The following is an 18,076-nucleotide window of genomic DNA, read 5'->3' on the forward strand; positions in this document are numbered from 1 at the left end:
AATTATTTGATAAATCGACCTCAATTTGTCTCTTTATTAAAGTAGTATTTTATATTTTTCATTCATTATTAATCATTCCATGTTTGCCTTGCCCTTGTACGAAACGCTTAGCACCTTTCATGGATTCACCACTTTGTACAACAGTCATTCCTAAGGTGAACTCTAACTGCATTGCCTTCTCAAAATCTAGGTCAAATCCTTCATAAACTGCTTTTCGGTCATTTCTCATACATAATTGAGGATATTCAGCAATTTGAGCAGCAAGTTTTTCAGCTTCTTCCTTCACAGTGCCGACTTCTACGATTCGATTAGCAAGCCCCATAGAGAGTGATTCCTCTGCTCCAACTGGTCGACCAGTTAAAATCAGATCGAGAGCACGGCTCATACCGATTAAGCGAGGTAATCGTTGTGTTCCACCATCTATCAGTGGTACACCAAAACGACGACAAAAAACTCCGAATATTGCGTCTTTTTCAACCACTCTAAGATCGCACCAAATTGCTAACTCTAACTCTCCAGCGACGGCATGACCCGATACTGCAGCAATTACAGGTTTTGATAAGTTCATTCGACTTGGACCCATAGGACCATCTTTCGACATATCTATCTCCAAACTATTGCCATCTTCTAATGAGAAAGCTTTAAGATCGGCACCTGCACAAAACGTTCCTCCCTTTCCATACAATACAGCTACATGTAGATTTTCATCATTTTCAAAAGCACGAAATGCTTCGGCAAGTTGTCGTGCTGTCTCACTGTCAACTGCATTCCTAACATTAGGTCGATTAATTTGAATCGTACAAACTTTATCTTTTTTTTCTACTAATACCTTCATTAACAATTACCTCACCAATCTATATTTAAATACTTACATTTAAGTCATTTATCATCTGATCCATTCTCTCTTTAATACTCCGAATCTAAAAAATGATCCCCTAATTGAAGATCATTTTTTTGCAAATTCTTAATAATAAGGATTTAGAAGCTTAAAATAATCCCCAAACATCTAAATAATAAACACCGAAAATAAGAAAAATAAGTATTGAAGCTACTGATAAATAGACAACCAATATCCTTGAAAATTTAAACGTTTGATGATTAATATCATTTCCCTTGATAAAATAACTGATCGTTGAAATGATTAAAGCAAAAATTCCAACTATAATCGATGATAATCCAATGATCTTCGATAATACGCCTCCTATATTTGCATTAGAAGCCAGAGTTGAAAAATGAAGATTGGTGATTAAAAAGCCAACCCCCATAATGGTTATACTTGTTCTTACCCAAGCAAGATAAGTTCTTTCATTTGCTAAATGCTGTTGTATATATTTAGAATCAATTGTTTCTTTTTGCTTTTCTAATACATTATTCATATTCATACCTCTGTTTCTCTATCTTTCTGCAAAATCAGCTATAAAATAATTTAATCGGAATATCTATATGAATCTCATTAAAGATTCACTAGCTTATTATCCTTTCTTGTTGAAACTTGTTGATTTCGGTTTCCGAAAAGGAATACTAATAGCGCTACAATTACCAAAGCAATTGACATTCCATAAATTGCGATACTATATCCACCTGCTGCATTTGCACCAGAATTTTGAATAAGTTTTCCAAAAATAATCGGAGTAATAATTCCCGATGAAGTCATTATTCCAAAATACGTTCCTGTCATAACTCCTCTTCGCTGTGGGAGTATACTAACTACAATAGTTGGGCTAAGTGTGTTTATAGTAATGACAAGTGTATTTACTAAAGAAAATACGATAATAATTGAAGCAGATGCATTCATAAGTGGATACAATGAGTACAAAATTCCTGCTAGCAAAACAATAATAGCAGAAAATAAAATGCGCGATTTCCATAAACTTTTTGTTTTTTTGTATAAACGGTCTGAAATGATAGATAGTACCATTGCTAAAACAGCTCCTATTAATCCAGAAATAGCAATAACTGATGCTGACTGTTGTTCAGATAACCCTTTTACTTTTATTAAATATGAAGGATTAAACGTAAGTCCAAAGACAATGAATGTGTAAGCAATAAATGCAATTAAAGTTGTAAAGATAAAAATAGGAGATCTTAAAGCTTTCCAAACATCTTTTCTATTACTCTCTTTTATGTTTCTGATTGTACTAACTTCTTCTTCCAAAGTAACAGTTGGTTTCATTCTTCCTAACCAAAGCCAACAAATGAACCAGACAAAGCTAAAAATACCAGAAATAAAAAATGCCTGTCTCCAACCATAATTTGATATTAAAGAAACGATAATAGGAGCTGTAACAGCTATCCCAACAACATTTCCAAAATTAATAATGGATATGGCGAACCCACGTGATTCTGGCTTAAACCATTTACTTATATGACTAATTGCAGTTGCCAGAAATGCTCCTTCTCCTGCACCTAATAATATTCTACTGATAATTAGAACTGGTAAACTTGATGCAAACAAAGCCAAAGATTGTGCGATTGTCCAAACAATTGCCATAATAGCAATTGATTTACCAGTACCAATACGATCTGATAATGCACCACCTACTATACCAAATATTGAAAATAACCAATAAAAGCTACTACCTAAAATACCAAACTCTGTAGAGGTTAAATTCAAATCTTTCGTAATATGAATTCCAGCTAAACCTAATATTGATTTGTCAGCAAAATTAATAATAGCCATAATAAAAAGTGAAAATAAAATGATCCATTTCGCCCAACTTTTCATCCAAACTCCTGCCTCTCAACAAATCTATCCTTTTTCTATAATCCTTAATAAACATTCTTTTAGAAAAACACCTGCTCAATCTATTTTTTCGAATATGATTGAGCAGATGCTTATTGTAAAAATTGAGCCATTTATTATTTTTTTTGTTAATTAAGGAGTTACGATATTTATATAGCGGTCGAACTCATCTAAAAGTGATAAAAATTCATTCAATTTTGTATGGTCACCTGAAATGATTAATTTTCCTGCTCCAACTGCTTTTTCCGGAGAAAGAAGACCAAGTAAAGTTCCATAAAATGCAAATTGGTCACTTGTTAAAGAAACATCTGCATTGTCATCTAACTTATTAGCTTTGGAAAATAAAACAGAATTTTCTAAATATAAACTATATAGCTGGTTAGAGTCTGATAATGTTACATTTATCGTTATTTTTCTACCCTCTGCTTTTGGACCGTTTAATTTAACGGCTATAAATTTTAAGAACTCGTTGACTGGCATATTCTTAATAACACCTGAGACATCTAATGGGGCATTATCTTTGTTAATTCCATATCTTAGTTCAGATGCTCCAACAAGATAAATATTACGCCAATTAGCTGATTCAGCTTGATACCCTAATTGTTCAAATGAATCTGCTAATAAATTTTTAGCTTCTGAATTTTCTGGGTCGGCCATTACAACATTTTTTAATACTTGGGCAACCCAACGATATTCACCTTTTTCAAAATCAGCTTTTGCTTGTCTCAAAATATTTGCTGCTCCACCCATGTATTCTACATATTTTCGGCCGGTTTCCACTTGTGGTAATGGATCTAGATCGGAAGGATGAGCACTATAATAACCTAAATAATAATTGTAAACACCCTTTGAATTATGTTTTAAAGTTCCATAATACCCACGATTTCCCCAGTAAGTATCCAATTCTTTTGGAAGTTTAATTATTTCAGCTATCTCATCCATCGTATAACCATGATTGGCTAAGCGCACCGTCTGATCGTGCATATATTTATATAAGTCGCGTTGCAGTTTTAAATGTTTGATTGCATTATCTTTCTCCCATACAGGCCATGCATGGATCATTAGTAATGCATCGATCTCTTCATTTTCAAATAATTCGATTGTTTTATCGAGTGAATTAGCCCAATGTAATGCATCTCGCGTTTTTGCTCCTCTTACTGTATAAATTTGATGCATTAATTTATTGGCATTCTCTGATACAAATAATGCTTTGTAATCTTCTATATAAAAGTGCATTTCAGCTGGTGCTTCTGTATTTGGCGTTAATAAAAACTTAAATGTTACACCATCAACTTCCATCGATTGGATTTCATTTTCTATTTCAACATTTGGTAACTGAAAACTCATAGTACCTGATCCCATTGTTGGTCCAATACCTACTGATACAGAGCCTTTTGTACCGTCCGGTAAATCTTTCCCAAACTGATACTCTGCACGACGCGCCATAATCGTACCCAAAAGTGCATTCTCACTTAACGCTTCTTCTGTAAAATATTGAGGAACTATAATCGGAATAGTAGGATTTTCAGCATATTTAAGCACAGCTTGAATACCGCCAAAATGATCAGCATGACTTTGACTGATTATTATGGCTGTTACTGGCTTTTGTGGTCGATGCTTATAATATAATTCCATAGCGGCTTTAGCTGTTTCATTACTTCCTAAAGCATCAACTACAATAACTCCCTGTTCTCCTTCAATAAAAAAGTTAGTTACATAAGATTGTCCACGAACTTGATATACTCCTTCTACAACTTCAAACAAACCAGATATAGCCTGTAATTGTGCATTTCTCCATAAACTAGGGTTCACTGTCTCAGGAGCAGTGTCATTTAAATAGTTTAACTGTTCAATATCCCAAATGACTTGCCCAGAATCATCTTTAATAATCTTTGCTTCTAGTGGTGCAATAAATCCTCTGTTTGCATCCAAGAAGTCTTGCCTATCATCAAAATTTAAAGAATCATATACTGCCAAATTTGCCTTTTTTGTAAAAGAAGTAGCGGACATTGATTGAGTTAAAATGTTATTTGTCATAAGAACCTCCATGAAATGATATAAATTCGTTTTTATTAGAAAAATAATCTATTAAACTAATTAACTTTTACTTGTTCTACATTTAAAGCTCTTTTTAAAATCTTACCTGTACTATTCTTAGGTAATTCTTTCTTAAATTCTATTTGTTTAGGTAGCTTGTACTTTGCAAGCTTGTCCTTGCAGAAATGTAGGATGTCGTTCTCCGTTATACTTTCATCATTCGATACAACGAAAGCCTTTACGATTTCTCCGTAATCTTTATCAGTTATTCCTAATACAGCTACTTCAACTATCGCTGGATGTTGATAAATAACTTCCTCTACTTCTCTAGGATATACATTGTATCCGTTTACAATAATCATGTCCTTTATTCGATCAACAATGTAGATATATCCATCATTATCCATTTTTGCTAAGTCACCAGTATAAAACCAATCATTTTTAATGGCATTAGCTGTTGCCACAGGCATTCCAAGATAGCCAATCATGACATTTGGACCTTTTACTATTAATTCACCTATTTCACCTCTTGGAACTTCATTTCCAAATTTATCGACAACCTTATTTATTACACCTGGGATATCTACTCCGACAGACCCAATTTTTCTTATTCCTTTTATAGGATTAAATGCCGTTACAGGAGCTGTTTCTGAAAGTCCGAATCCTTCAGCAATAATCGTCTTATATTTTTCTTCAAAACGTTGAAGTAATTCAACTGGCATCGATGCTCCACCTGAAAAACATACACGCAAAGATGTGAAATGCTCAGCTGAATAGTCTTTTAATTGTAATAAAAAGTTAAACATCGTTGGAACGCCTGCAAATAATGTCACTTTCTCATTAAAAATTGTTTCAATGACTTCAATAGGATTAAATTTTTGAACAATTACGATATTAGCTCCACTCAAAATTGGTGTATTTATACAAACTGTCATGCTAAATACATGGAACATTGGAAGGGCAGCTAACATGCGATCGTATTCTTTGAACTCGACTAGCTTAGCAACTGACTCTGCATTTGATGCCATATTTCTGTGACTTAACATAGCTCCTTTTGGTCTTCCTGTTGTTCCAGACGTATATAAAATAACAGCAAGATCTTCTTCCATCACTAACGGAATTTCATTGTTTTTTGAGTTATTTACAGTCAACTGCTCCCAATTGAATTCAGCTTTTTTAGCTCCGACATAGTAAAGCAATCCTATCTGTTTTAATTCTAATTTTATAGAATCAATGATTGGTTCCATTGTAAAATTTGCGATGACAGCTTTTGCTTGGCTATTCGATAAAATATATGAAATTTCGTCTTTCGTAAAGATTGGGTTAATCGGTACTACTACACCCCCTGCACGAAGAATTCCATAATAAGCGATGACAAATTCCGGACAATTCCCTAGTGCCAAGGCTACTTTATCACCTTTTTTGATTCCATCTTGTACTAAACTCGATGCAACACATTCAACTTGTGAATATAATTCACTATACGTTATATTTTTATGTTCAAATGTAATTGCATTACGATTTGGATATTTTTCTGCACTTTTTCTTAAACTTTCATTTAAATTCCAATTCATTAAAATTTTCTCCTCCTGATGATACATACCATTGGTAGACTACACTGTAGTGATTTACTAAATTAGTGAGATTAAATGAATTTGTAATACTAATAATTAAATTCTTCCATCTATATACACAAAATTTGAATATAATTGAGGCACCATCAAAAATTTTGAAGGTGCCCAGTAACTATAAATAAAAATTATGAAATTACTAAGCCAGAACCTGCAACTTCATTTGAAACTTTTGCTATTACTTCAGGTGGAATTTTGAAGAATATTCCGCAAGGATCACTATGAACCATCGCTACTATGTATGCCATATTATCAATATTCACCTCAAAATCAGCAAATGTACTAGGAAGACCAACTTTTTCACGCAAATTACGGATGAATAAAACGACTTCTGCAAGGCACTCTTCTGGTTTTTCTGGCAAATCTTTTAGTCCTAGCGCCTGTGCAAAACCATGAATTCGTTTCAAATAATATGGTGCAAGTGATTCCATTACATTTGGTAATAACACTGCATTTGCAAGTCCATGAGGAATTCCAAATTTTGCTCCAAATACATGCGCTATATTATGAACAGGAATTGCATTAACTGAAAGACTAAAAGCAGAAATTGCCATCGAACTAGCCATTAACATATTTGATCGTGATGCAAGGTTATGGCCTTCATGAACAGCAGTAGGTAAATTGTCTACAATCATACGAATTGCTTGAAGAGCATATGCATCCGTCATTGGATTCGACTGTGGTGAGAAATAAGCCTCAATCGCATGAGTTAATGCGTCAAATCCTGTAAATGCTGTAATTTTTGGTGGTAAACCAACTGTAAGCTCAGGGTCTAAAATCGCCATATCAGGGCTAATAAATGTATTTAGGATATTCGTTTTAATTCCTACCTTTTCATTTAATACTACAGCGATTGGAGACACTTCCGCACCAGTTCCAGCTGTTGTTGCGATTGCAACGTGTGGAATTGGAATAAACTGAGCTTCTGGCCAAAATTCCATAACATTACCTACAAGAAGTGCATCACGAATATCATGAACTTTATTATGAAGCATCCATTTAATAGCTTTAACTGTGTCTAATACACTTCCGCCTCCAACCGCAATTAATGAATCTCCATTACATTCTTTAAAGAACTTAGCTCCGCGGTTTATAATTTCACCTTTTGCATCCTGTTCAATGTCCTCAAAAACTCCTACTAGCTGTACTGCACTAGGAATATCTTCAAATAGTTCCTTAATTTTGTCTGTAATTCCCGCCTGAGTAATTCCTTTATCAACATAAAGAACTGCTCTTTTACCGCCAAGTCCTTTTATCATTTCTGGTAACATTGAACGAGCTCCAGCCCCACTGTTTACAACAGTACGAACCGAAAACTGAAAAAATGATGTTATCATGGGATCACCTTCTCTTTTCTATTATTTTTTTATTATCGTAATTTTTAAATCTAGTTTTTTTATAATAAGATACCGTACCAAGGTTTTTGGCTTAATTCCGGAGTAAGTGAACAATGAACATGCTTTACTTGCGTGTACTCATCTAAAGCATAGCGGCCCAGTTCACGCCCAAAACCACTTTGTTTATATCCACCAAATGGTGCATCACTTCTTAACATGTGCCAATCATTAATCCAAACTGTTCCTGCTTTTAATTCACGAGAAATTTTTAGTGCTTTATTAACATCTTTTGACCAAATACCCGCTGCTAACCCGTAAATTGTGTCATTCGCAATTTCAACTGCTTCTTCAACCGTAGAGTAGCGAATCACACAAAGTACAGGTCCGAAAATCTCTTCTTGAGCAATTTTCATTTTATTGTCTACATCTGCGAAAATAGTAGGTTCTATGAAATAGCCATGATCATAGCCTTCACCCGTTAATCGTTTACCTCCGCAAACTAAACGAGCACCTTCTTTAATTCCAGTCTCAACATAGGATAAAACTGTATCAAGTTGTTGCAAAGAAGCCATTGGCCCCATACCGTTTGCCATATCAAGCTGGTTCCCAATTGTAATTGAAGATGCTAAATTTGCTAAGCGCTCAACAACTTCATCATAAATCGAATCATGTACTAAAAGGCGAGTGCCAGATTCGCAAAGTTGTCCAGAATGTAGACAGAATCCAAATAAGCTACCTGGAATTGTAATATCTAAATCAGCGTCTGGTAAAACGATCGAAGGTGACTTTCCACCTAATTCAAGTGTAACTCGTTTGACTGTTCCAGAAGCTAATTGCATAATGCGTCGTCCAACTTCCGTTGAACCAGTAAAAGCGATTTTATCAACATCTGGATGAGTAGCTAGCACTTCGCCAACAGTAGCTCCAGGTCCAGAAACCACATTGAAAACTCCAGCCGGAATTCCAGCTTCAGTAGCTAATTCAGCTAATTTCAAAGTAGAAAGAGGTGTATTTGAAGCTGGTTTAATAACGATCGAATTCCCCATTGCTAGGGCAGGTGCAATTTTCCACATTGCTAAAAGCATTGGAAGATTCCAAGGTGTAATCGCAGCTACAACACCAATCCCTTCACGCCATACTTGATTATTGCTAGGTCCTGGAAAAGGCAGTACTGACAGAGACTCAACAAATGGATACTCAACAGTAAATTTGGCTGTCTGCTGAAGTAAATCTACTAAATATAAAATATCTAAATTTGAAATTCGTCTTACAGTTGCTCCTGAGCTAATAGCTTCTAAGAATGCAAGTTCCTCAGAATGTTCGACAATCTTATTCCCAAAATTAACTAAGATCTGAGCTCTTTCTTGAGGTGATTTTTTAGACCATATTCCTGAATCAAAGGCTTTACGAGCAGAATCAATTGCGGCTTCAGTATCTTCCTTTCCTGCTTTAGCGACAAGAGCTATTACTTCTCCGGATGCAGGATTTTTCACACTAAACGTTTCACCACTTTTTGCTGGTGTCCATCTACCATCAATATAAAGCGGAAATTCTAATACTTTTACAGTCGTTTGCATTTAAAAACCTCCTAAAAATAGTTTTATAAATATTAGATAAATAGCATATATAGTAACACCTTTTCCTTCGAATTGGCCTTACCTCTTATTTAGAAAAAATAGAAACTGTTTTCAATAAAGAAAACGCTTGCAAATACACATGAAAATTTTTAGAATATAAAATTAGATGAAAGTTTTTTTAGAATTTTAATACAGTTTAAAAATTAAGAATTATCTGAATTAATTGTATAACGTCGCAATTACTTAGTAAAATTAAGGTTTGTAATACCTGGTTCACAATTACTTATATCTAAAATTAACAGATTCCATTAATCTCAAAACGAATTTCCAATATAGTAATTTATATAATAAGGTGGTCATCATCCTATGCACATACAAAAACTAAAGATTCTTTCTGAAGTTGCTAAAACGGGCTCTTTTTCTATAGCTGGTAAGAATCTTCATATAAGTCAATCTGGTATTAGTCAGGATATCAAAAAAATAGAAGATGAATTAGGTATAAAAATTTTCGATCGAACTCGTTATGGGGTTGTTCAATCATATGAAGGAACGATAATTGTAAAAAAAGCAAATGAAGTGTTGTTAAAATATGAAGAAATGATTGAAGAGGCTAGAAAAATTTTAGATATACATTCTGGAATTCTAAGAGTGTCTACAATACCTGCTTTTATTTCTTATTTAATGAAACCATTAATGGAATTTAAGAATTTATATTCAAATTTAACGATCGAAATTTTAGAAAATATAACTGAACTAACAGTTGAATCAGTTCAACAAAATAGAGCTGAAATCGGGCTTATTTGTATCTATGAAGATATTTTAAAAAATATTGAGCATTTAAAATTTGAAAGTATTGCTGAGGGAACATTAAAGGTTTATGTAAGTAGTGATTCTCCTTTCGCTAAAAAGAAAAAAATAACACCAGAGGAAATCATTCAGCAGACTGTAGTCCTATATAATGGAGATTATATTAAATGGTTTATTAATAATTTTCAAAGTACTTTTGGAAAATTGAATATTTTATTGACATCAAATCAAACGGAAGAATTATCACGTTTAATCTCAAATGGGATAGCAATTTGTTTTGCCCCAGATTTTGCTACTAAAAGTAACCCTTATGTTATGGAAGGTAAAATCGTTGAAATTGATATTATCAATTATGAACCCATTAATGTATCGCTTGGCATTATTCAATCGAAGAATAGAACTCTTACAAAAATTGAGGAACACTTAACTCGGTTTATTAAGTCTGAATTACAATATTATATAAATTAAGATTCGACCTAATATTCTTACTATAAATAGTTAATTCACAACCATATTGCAAATAAAATGAAAAGATGTCTCAAATGAAACTAATCATTTTAGACATCTTCTTTTTAATTACTTTGAACTACTTTACTTAACTTTTATTGTTCGTTTTACAGAATGACTCTTATTTCCGGCTTGATCCATTGCGTATAGAGTAATAGTTTTTGTACCTTTACTTTGCTTTGGTAATTTCATTTCAAAAATACCTTTACTTGATACTTTTGCTTTTGCAACAGTTTTATTCCCTATTGTTACAACAATTGTTGAATATGCCTCTGCTTTACCTTTAATTTTCCCACTATATTTGGAACTTACACTCAAGCTTAAAATCACTGGTGTATTTGGAGCAGTACGGTCTAACACCTTTGTTTTAGATGCAGCGCTCTGATTTCCTGCACGATCTTTGGCATAAACTGTTAGTATTGTGCCTGCTTTTTGTTTACTTACCTTAATACGGTATGCTCCCTTTGCATCTGCTTTTCCAGATGCAATTATCTTGTTTTGATTTTTAACAATAATAGATGCGTTTGCTTCGCTCGTACCAGATATTGATGTATCGTTGTTATCAATCTGATTAATCCTTGGAGCATTAGGTGCTGTTCGGTCTAATACCGTCACTTTTGACGTAGCACTTTTATTTCCCGCTTGATCTTTTGCAAATACGGTTAATACTGTACCAGCTTTTTGTTTACTTATTTTAATTCGATATGCCCCTTTTGAATCTGCTTTTCCTGTTGCTAGTACTTTATTTTGTACGCAAATCGTAATCGATGCGTTCGCTTCGGTACTACCTGATATTGAGGTATCATTGTCATCAACTCGATAGATCTTTGGTGCATTTGGGGCAGTACGATCTAGTACGATTACTGATTTACTTTGTAAACCTTGGACATATATTGTTAAAACTGTTCCTGCTTTTTGTGGGCTAATCTTTATGGCAAATTTACCATCAGCATTTGTTTTTCCAGTTCCTACTACAAGCTCTTTATTTTTCACCATAATATTTGCATTGGCTAGCGTAGTTCCTGAAATACTTGTGTCATTGTCATCAATTGTATTGATTGTTGATACAGGTGGTTCTTCATAATTTTGCCTTAATACTGTCAGATAAAATTCTCTCGTCGTGCTCGCATTTCCTTTCATAATAGTTGCAGTTAACGTAACAGGACGATTACCAAGCTCAAATTTAGGTCTTGTTACTGTTCCATCATTTTTAATAATCGAAGGATTACTTGAAGACCAACTAATTGTTGTGTCATTTGTCCCTTTTGTTGGTAAATTCAAGTTAAATGTTACAGCATTTTGGTCCATGTTATTTTGCTTAATCAAATTCCAAACAACCGATGATTTCGCTGCCAAAACAGCTGGTTCATCAGAAGTATCTTTACTTCGAACAAAGAAATAATATTCTTTTGCTAGACGAGCATTACCTAATTTGAAATAAGCTACTACTCTTATATACTGATTTAGCTCAGGTCTAGTCACTTTTCCATCATTCGCAATTATTTCTGGATTATCAGATTCCCAATTGATGCCTACTCCATTGTTTCCAAAGCTTGTAGGGAATGACAAGTCTTTTGTGACGTCTAGGTCTGATTTGTTTTCACCAAGCAGTGACTCGATAGTAAGAGACTGATAAGCTCGTAGAACAATTGTTTTTTCTTTATTTTCACTATCTTTTAATATTGTTAAATTAAACGTTTTATAGAGTGTTTTACTATTTCTAGTGATTTTTGCTACCAACTCTACATGGGCATCCGCTTCATCAAAAAGTGGTGTATAGACTCTACCTTGATTGGTAAGATGCTTTTGATCGTCAGAAGTCCAAGTTATTAGTGACCCATTTGTTCCTCTTGTTGGTAAAGATAAAGTTTGTGTTACATCACTTTGAGTAGTATTTCCTGACCTAATTGCATTCCAAGTTATAGATGATGAATCTTCAGCAACGGCTAATGAGTCATCTGGATTTTTAGCTTTTACTGTTACTGTAAACGTCTTAACAGCAGTAGCACCGCCTACAGTTGCTGTAGCTGTAAGTGTGATATTAGTATTTTTATCTGCTCGATATACCTTCCCATCGTTTGTGATGATGTTTGGATCACTGCTTTCCCAGCTAATTTCTGCTTGATTAGTTTTATCAAAGAAAGGTAGCACTAAATTAGACAACACATTCGTTTGCTCTACGTTATTACCTTTTATCTTGTCCCAATTCAACTGTTCCGCTGCTTTTGTTGCTAGAGGTTGATCAGCGGCTTCTGCAGCACCAAGGCGATAGACTACCACATTGAAAACTAATGGATGGTTCCCTGCAAATGGGTGACTAGGGTTCTTACCAATTGTACTTCCACCATCTATTTCAAAAAAATTTGCTCCTAGTTTTAACTCACCCGTTGGCATACTAAATGATTTTACACCAGGCTCATTGTTATATCCTTCTGGAATATTTCCTCCAGTTTCTTCGTTAAAGCCATCGTCATATGGAACACTTCTCCATTTTGAGGTTGGGTCGAATAAATTTTTATAGAAGTTATCTTCTCCCGCTACTCTTCGATTCCAATCAACCCATTCAGCGTAAAAATTCATTCCAACCGCAGTTATCGATCCTTTTACGTCATAAGTTGAATCATAAGTAAAGAATGTTGCAGTACCTGTTGAATCAATAATCGCGTTATCAAATTTCACTTTTGGTATATACGAGTTTTTAATGATAGGTACTTTGATTGTCGTCTCGTGACCTAAATAATCAATCATCGTTACCGGGAACGTACTTTCACCTTCTGGTATACTACCTGGATCATCATATCCAACAGGATTATTGAAGGCATATACATCACCTAATGGCAAATCCCACTCTGGTATAGCATTAGGGTAATAAGATGTTGCTGCTTTTCTTTGTTGATTTCCTACTAATAAAATTGGCGCTAAATCTGGATCCGCTGACCATGTTTTATTGTTACCATAAGGTGTTACAAGATAACCTTCGACCCATGGATCGTAACTTTCTACATGGTAAGTCTTATTGTATTGAAGTTTTATTTCTGAATTTCTACTTGCATCTTTGTATGGTACTACATTAATTGGTAGCTCAGTGTTTGTACCATCGTTATTAATGATTACTTTATCTGCTGTAACACTTACATTAAATGTAGTTTTACTTGCATTTCCCATATAATCGGTAGTGGTCAATTCGATGGAGTGATCACCTTTTGCTAACACAACTGGATATCGGAACGTTTGTTCAGATCTATCTAAAGTTGTTATACTTCCCATTGATTTTTTAATTCCACCATCAACGTCAACTTCTACTTTATAGCCTCTTGAATTTGCTATTTCATCTTTCACTGTCGTATTTAACATTAGAGAAACAGGATCTCCGCTCTTTTCTACAAAAGCTTTCATTTTATCCGCATTCACTGAAATAGTTGGTGCCACAGTATCTACGTATGTCTCAATGCCAATTGCTGGAATTTCTGCATCATTCCATTTTTCTCCCTCAGCTAAACATACATACTTCACAACATACTCTCCTGCAGGTAAATCTTTTGGAACGGTATATTGTCCTCTAATCGAATACTCACTGTATTCTCCATATGCTGGTTTTTCCGTCATCACTTGATTTAGATCAAGATCGATAGGCTCTCCAACAATCGTATTATTATCGTAATAATCTTTTAAAAGGACCGCCTGGATTTTTTTCACAGCACCTGTACGTCCAACTGCTTTAAAATTCAAACTAAAATTGTCACTAGGCTTTACGTTAGCAGTCCAGTACATACTTGGAACGTTATCCCCTAAAGTAGCTGAATACATATCAATCCAAACATGATTACTCGTTTTATTAACGATAACGGTATGATATTCACCAAAATTTCCAACCTTATCAATAGGCGCAATAGTGATAATATTTAGTCCTTCATTTAATCCAGGTACTTTTAATTCATATGTGCCATCTGCATTATATTTAACATCTGATTTATAAGTAGTAAATGGCTCGCTTCCATTAACGGCTAAATATACACTACCATCAACATCACCAGCATCTCCATCATCCATCGTCCAGCGCACAGTATAACTATCTGTATTCGTCACTTCCGGATGTGTTTTTTCATCATAATCAGCTGATCTTAATAAATTTAATTTCGGTGCTGAAGTATCCTTATACATAGGAATATAAACTGTCGGTTGCGGTTTTGCATTAGGTGCATCCGCTGTTGCTGTAACCGCAAAATAATACTGTCCATCAGGAACAGGTAGTCCTTGATTATATGCATACCAAACCCAGTTTTGTGAAATCTGAGAAGGTAAACCTCCTGAATATGGATCATTTTTGACATTCCAATCTTCATCTGCCAAATGAGTCACAAGATTATGCTCTTTATCGACAACATCAATTTTCAAGTTACGTGCACTTCGGAGTAAAGCAAGCGCTGGTACTGGGAAGAATTCAGGACCAAAAGCATAAAACTTGTCACCTAGAGCGATTTGAGCTGGTGTAGTTGGTTTACCGAATAACTGTTCATATCCAAAATAGAAAGGACCTGTTTGAACTGCTAATTGTGTACCAAATCCTGACTGTGTCCATACATCTGTTGTATCTGATGTATCGATGACTTTTGGTTCATCCCATTTCCCATAAAAACCATTATATGGAACGTTTAATGTCGGGTTATTTGAATCTGTCGGCGTTAAATAAATATAGCCCTCAACAAATGTGTTTTTTACTGTAGCATCTGTTAAAGATAAATTAACATTTACTCGCTTAGTTGAATTTGCTGGAATTGTTATTTCCTTTATATCAAATGATAAGTTTGCATCTTCTAAATATCGGCTACGAATGTTATCCGAATTTGTCTTAAGTTTGTCTTTTAAAACATCCGTCATGACATTTCCATTTAATTTGTAAGTTACAGGTTTATTTGAAAGATTTGAAGCAGTTAGTGTAAATGTTGTATCTTTACCTATTTCTTTCAAACTAATACTGCCTGTACCAGTTGGACCCGTAACAACCACAGGAGTTTTCACAGCAAGATCTGGGCGAATCATTCCTGCACCTTGTCTTCTAGGTTGATATTCAGTCATATAGTCACTACGGTCAATTGGATTATTACCATTGACATAATCTCTTTTTGCTGGAATCGATGTATTCATAATTACATTCTTCGTTAATCCCGCAAAAGCTCTTGTACCCGGTTTAAATCCTTTATCAATTAAAGCTTGCATGACATCAGCAACTGCACCTGCTACATATGGAGCCGCCATAGAAGTTCCATCTTCGCTTTCATAAGCATTGTGTTTATTCGTATCAGCAGTTCTAACTGATGATACAATTGCATGACCGGGAGCCATTACTTCTGGTTTTAATAATAAATCACTAGCTGTCCCCCAAGATGTGAAATCCGTTGGTTGTCCAGGGTTCGATTCAGCGAATGCAGAGCTTACTTTCTCATCATTTATTTTAAACTTGATTGACTTCTGAGTTGTTGCATCTAGTGGTCCGATAACTGGTCCACCTCCACATGTGCTAAGTGGACCAATAACAGGTCCATCACCGCCACCACATGAAAGTATATCGTCTAATGCCTTTCCATCTTCATAACTAATAAATGAAAATGGAATTGATCCAAATCCTTGAGGATCTGGAGCTGGTTGATTAGAACTTCCGTTATAAACGATTACTCCAACAGCACCTTTTTGTTTCGCATTTGCTACCTTCTCTGCAAAACTCAGTGTTCCACGCTTAATCAATACGACCTTACCAGTCACATCTAAACCATCGTAATCTGAAGGTAAACCAACACGTTCATTTCCACTACTGTCTTTTCCTAGCGAAACTAAAGAATACTCTTTGTTTTTGTCTGCTGGCCAATTCCAGTCATCAAGACCTTCCCCAGAAATATCATGATCAACTTCGTCAGTATGAAATTTATACGTATGTTTCGATACAATATTATTTGCAGCTGCAACTGTAAATGAATCTGGATAAACACCTGGATTTCCAATTTTATTTAAATCAGGAGTTTGTCCTACTTTTATTGTTTCACCTAGACCACCAGATCGATCTGAATATGCATTAGATGCATTTCCAGCTGCAACAACGACAACATGTCCCTCATCTGTTGCATTTCGAATCGCAATTCCTAATGGATCGTTAGGGTCTCTTGTATCGAAAGAAGAAGATGAGCCTAAACTCATATTAATTACATCTGCTCCTAATGCAGAAGCATGGTCGATCCCTTTTATAATATCTTCTGTTAATGCACCAGCTTGATGGTCAGAGAACACTTTTTCAGCAATAATTTGTGCTTCTGGCGCAACACCTTGAATAACAGGGCCAGATCCAGCTGCAATTCCTGCCACGTGTACACCATGTGAGCTTGTTGCATTATTTGGATTTTCCACTCGTGGGATGATATCATCATTTTGATCAGCCCAATTGTAGCCGTCTACTACTTTTAGAGAAGTTGTACCATCTGGACGTTTATATTTCCCCTTTTTAATTCTTGCTTTACTCATATCTTTCGGATTTGGGAATGCTTCATGCGTATAGTCAACACCTGTATCCACTACTGCGATGATCATCCCTTCTCCTTTATAACCAATCGGTTTTCCTAAAGAAGAACCATTCCAAAGATTTTTAATTCCTGTCAAATCATGCTGTTGATTTACAGCTGGTGTAAATGTTTGTTGTAATGTAACAGATTTTACATCTGGTAATGATTTAATGTAATCAATATCTTCAAATTTTATATTATCAATACTAAAACCTTTAAATATATTTTCAAATTCGTGCTTAAACTCTAGTTTATTACTACTCTTCATTTTACTATTAGATAATTCGCTCATGATTTTGTTTTTTGTCGTTTTAATGTCTTCTTGAACACTAATTGCAGCATTGCTCACAGACATTTTATTAACTCCAACATTCTCTGCTGCTGTCAACTCCGAAACGGTTTGACCTTTAAGCTGGACAATGACCGAAACCTTCTCATCTGGCTTATGAGCTTCCATATTCGACAATTTCGCCATATCTGCTAGTTTCTTTTTCTTATCCCTTTCAATAGCAGCCTCAATGCTTTTTTTCCCCTTCTCATTCAAGGCATCTAGATCTTTTTGAGACAAATTAGCTGAATTTAAGCTCCCTTTACCATTCGTCACAAATATTCCTGATTTCGGTTCAGATTCTTTTGCTGTGAATGGATTTTTATGGCTGTTTTCTTCAGCAAATACAAAATTCATGTTTGACATGACAAGCCCAAAGACCGCCATATACGACATTTTTTTCAACAACTTTTTTCTATACTTCATATTTCCTCCCCCGTTGAATGAACAATCTATTAGTGAAGTTCACTTGCTCATTCGAAAACAAAGTCACAAGTCTTATTATTAAGAATTTTCAAATAATTTAACTTGTCGTTTTCATTGTACTTAGGCCAATATTTA

9 protein-coding genes are annotated in these 18,076 nt (G+C 34.7%); 1 reads left to right on the plus strand and 8 read right to left on the minus strand.

What is annotated here, in order from left to right:
* Nucleotides 1-58 precede the first annotated feature (58 nt).
* The 7 genes from B6K90_RS06865 to B6K90_RS06900 all read right to left on the minus strand — a co-directional run bounded on the left by B6K90_RS06865 (nucleotide 59) and on the right by B6K90_RS06900 (nucleotide 9,325).
* Nucleotides 59-835 (minus strand): crotonase/enoyl-CoA hydratase family protein, encoded by a 777-nt coding sequence (locus B6K90_RS06865; RefSeq protein ID WP_088012008.1) that lies wholly within the window; start codon nucleotides 833-835, stop codon nucleotides 59-61.
* A gap of 151 nt (nucleotides 836-986) precedes the next feature.
* A complete protein-coding gene (locus B6K90_RS06870; protein ID WP_088012009.1) occupies nucleotides 987-1,376 on the minus strand; it encodes a YidH family protein in 390 nt (129 codons plus the stop codon).
* Between the two features lie 77 nt (nucleotides 1,377-1,453).
* On the minus strand, nucleotides 1,454-2,725 hold the full coding sequence (locus B6K90_RS06875; protein ID WP_088012010.1) for an MFS transporter: 1,272 nt from the start codon (nucleotides 2,723-2,725) through the stop codon (nucleotides 1,454-1,456).
* Between the two features lie 150 nt (nucleotides 2,726-2,875).
* Nucleotides 2,876-4,780, minus strand: a complete 1,905-nt coding sequence (locus tag B6K90_RS06885) for an alkyl/aryl-sulfatase (protein WP_167555297.1) — start codon at nucleotides 4,778-4,780, stop codon at nucleotides 2,876-2,878.
* A 56-nt stretch (nucleotides 4,781-4,836) separates the two neighbouring features.
* Nucleotides 4,837-6,354: a long-chain-fatty-acid--CoA ligase gene (locus B6K90_RS06890; protein ID WP_088012013.1), complete on the minus strand. Its 1,518-nt coding sequence runs from the start codon at nucleotides 6,352-6,354 to the stop codon at nucleotides 4,837-4,839.
* 185 nt (nucleotides 6,355-6,539) lie between these two features.
* Nucleotides 6,540-7,748, minus strand: coding sequence for an iron-containing alcohol dehydrogenase (locus tag B6K90_RS06895; protein ID WP_088012014.1), 1,209 nt, complete (start codon nucleotides 7,746-7,748; stop codon nucleotides 6,540-6,542).
* 59 nt (nucleotides 7,749-7,807) lie between these two features.
* The gene (locus B6K90_RS06900; protein WP_088012015.1) at nucleotides 7,808-9,325 is read right to left on the minus strand and encodes an aldehyde dehydrogenase family protein; all 1,518 of its coding nucleotides are present in this window, start codon (nucleotides 9,323-9,325) and stop codon (nucleotides 7,808-7,810) included.
* A gap of 366 nt (nucleotides 9,326-9,691) precedes the next feature.
* Between B6K90_RS06900 and B6K90_RS06905 the strand changes: the two genes are divergently transcribed.
* On the plus strand, nucleotides 9,692-10,600 hold the full coding sequence (locus B6K90_RS06905) for a LysR family transcriptional regulator (protein ID WP_088012016.1): 909 nt from the start codon (nucleotides 9,692-9,694) through the stop codon (nucleotides 10,598-10,600).
* A 123-nt stretch (nucleotides 10,601-10,723) separates the two neighbouring features.
* Here B6K90_RS06905 and B6K90_RS06910 read toward each other — a convergent pair whose 3' ends face one another.
* Nucleotides 10,724-17,941, minus strand: coding sequence for an immunoglobulin-like domain-containing protein (locus tag B6K90_RS06910; protein ID WP_088012017.1), 7,218 nt, complete (start codon nucleotides 17,939-17,941; stop codon nucleotides 10,724-10,726).
* Nucleotides 17,942-18,076 lie beyond the last annotated feature (135 nt).

The sequence above is a fragment of the Gottfriedia acidiceleris genome, from assembly GCF_002128425.1.
GTDB lineage: Bacteria > Bacillota > Bacilli > Bacillales > Bacillaceae_G > Gottfriedia > Gottfriedia acidiceleris.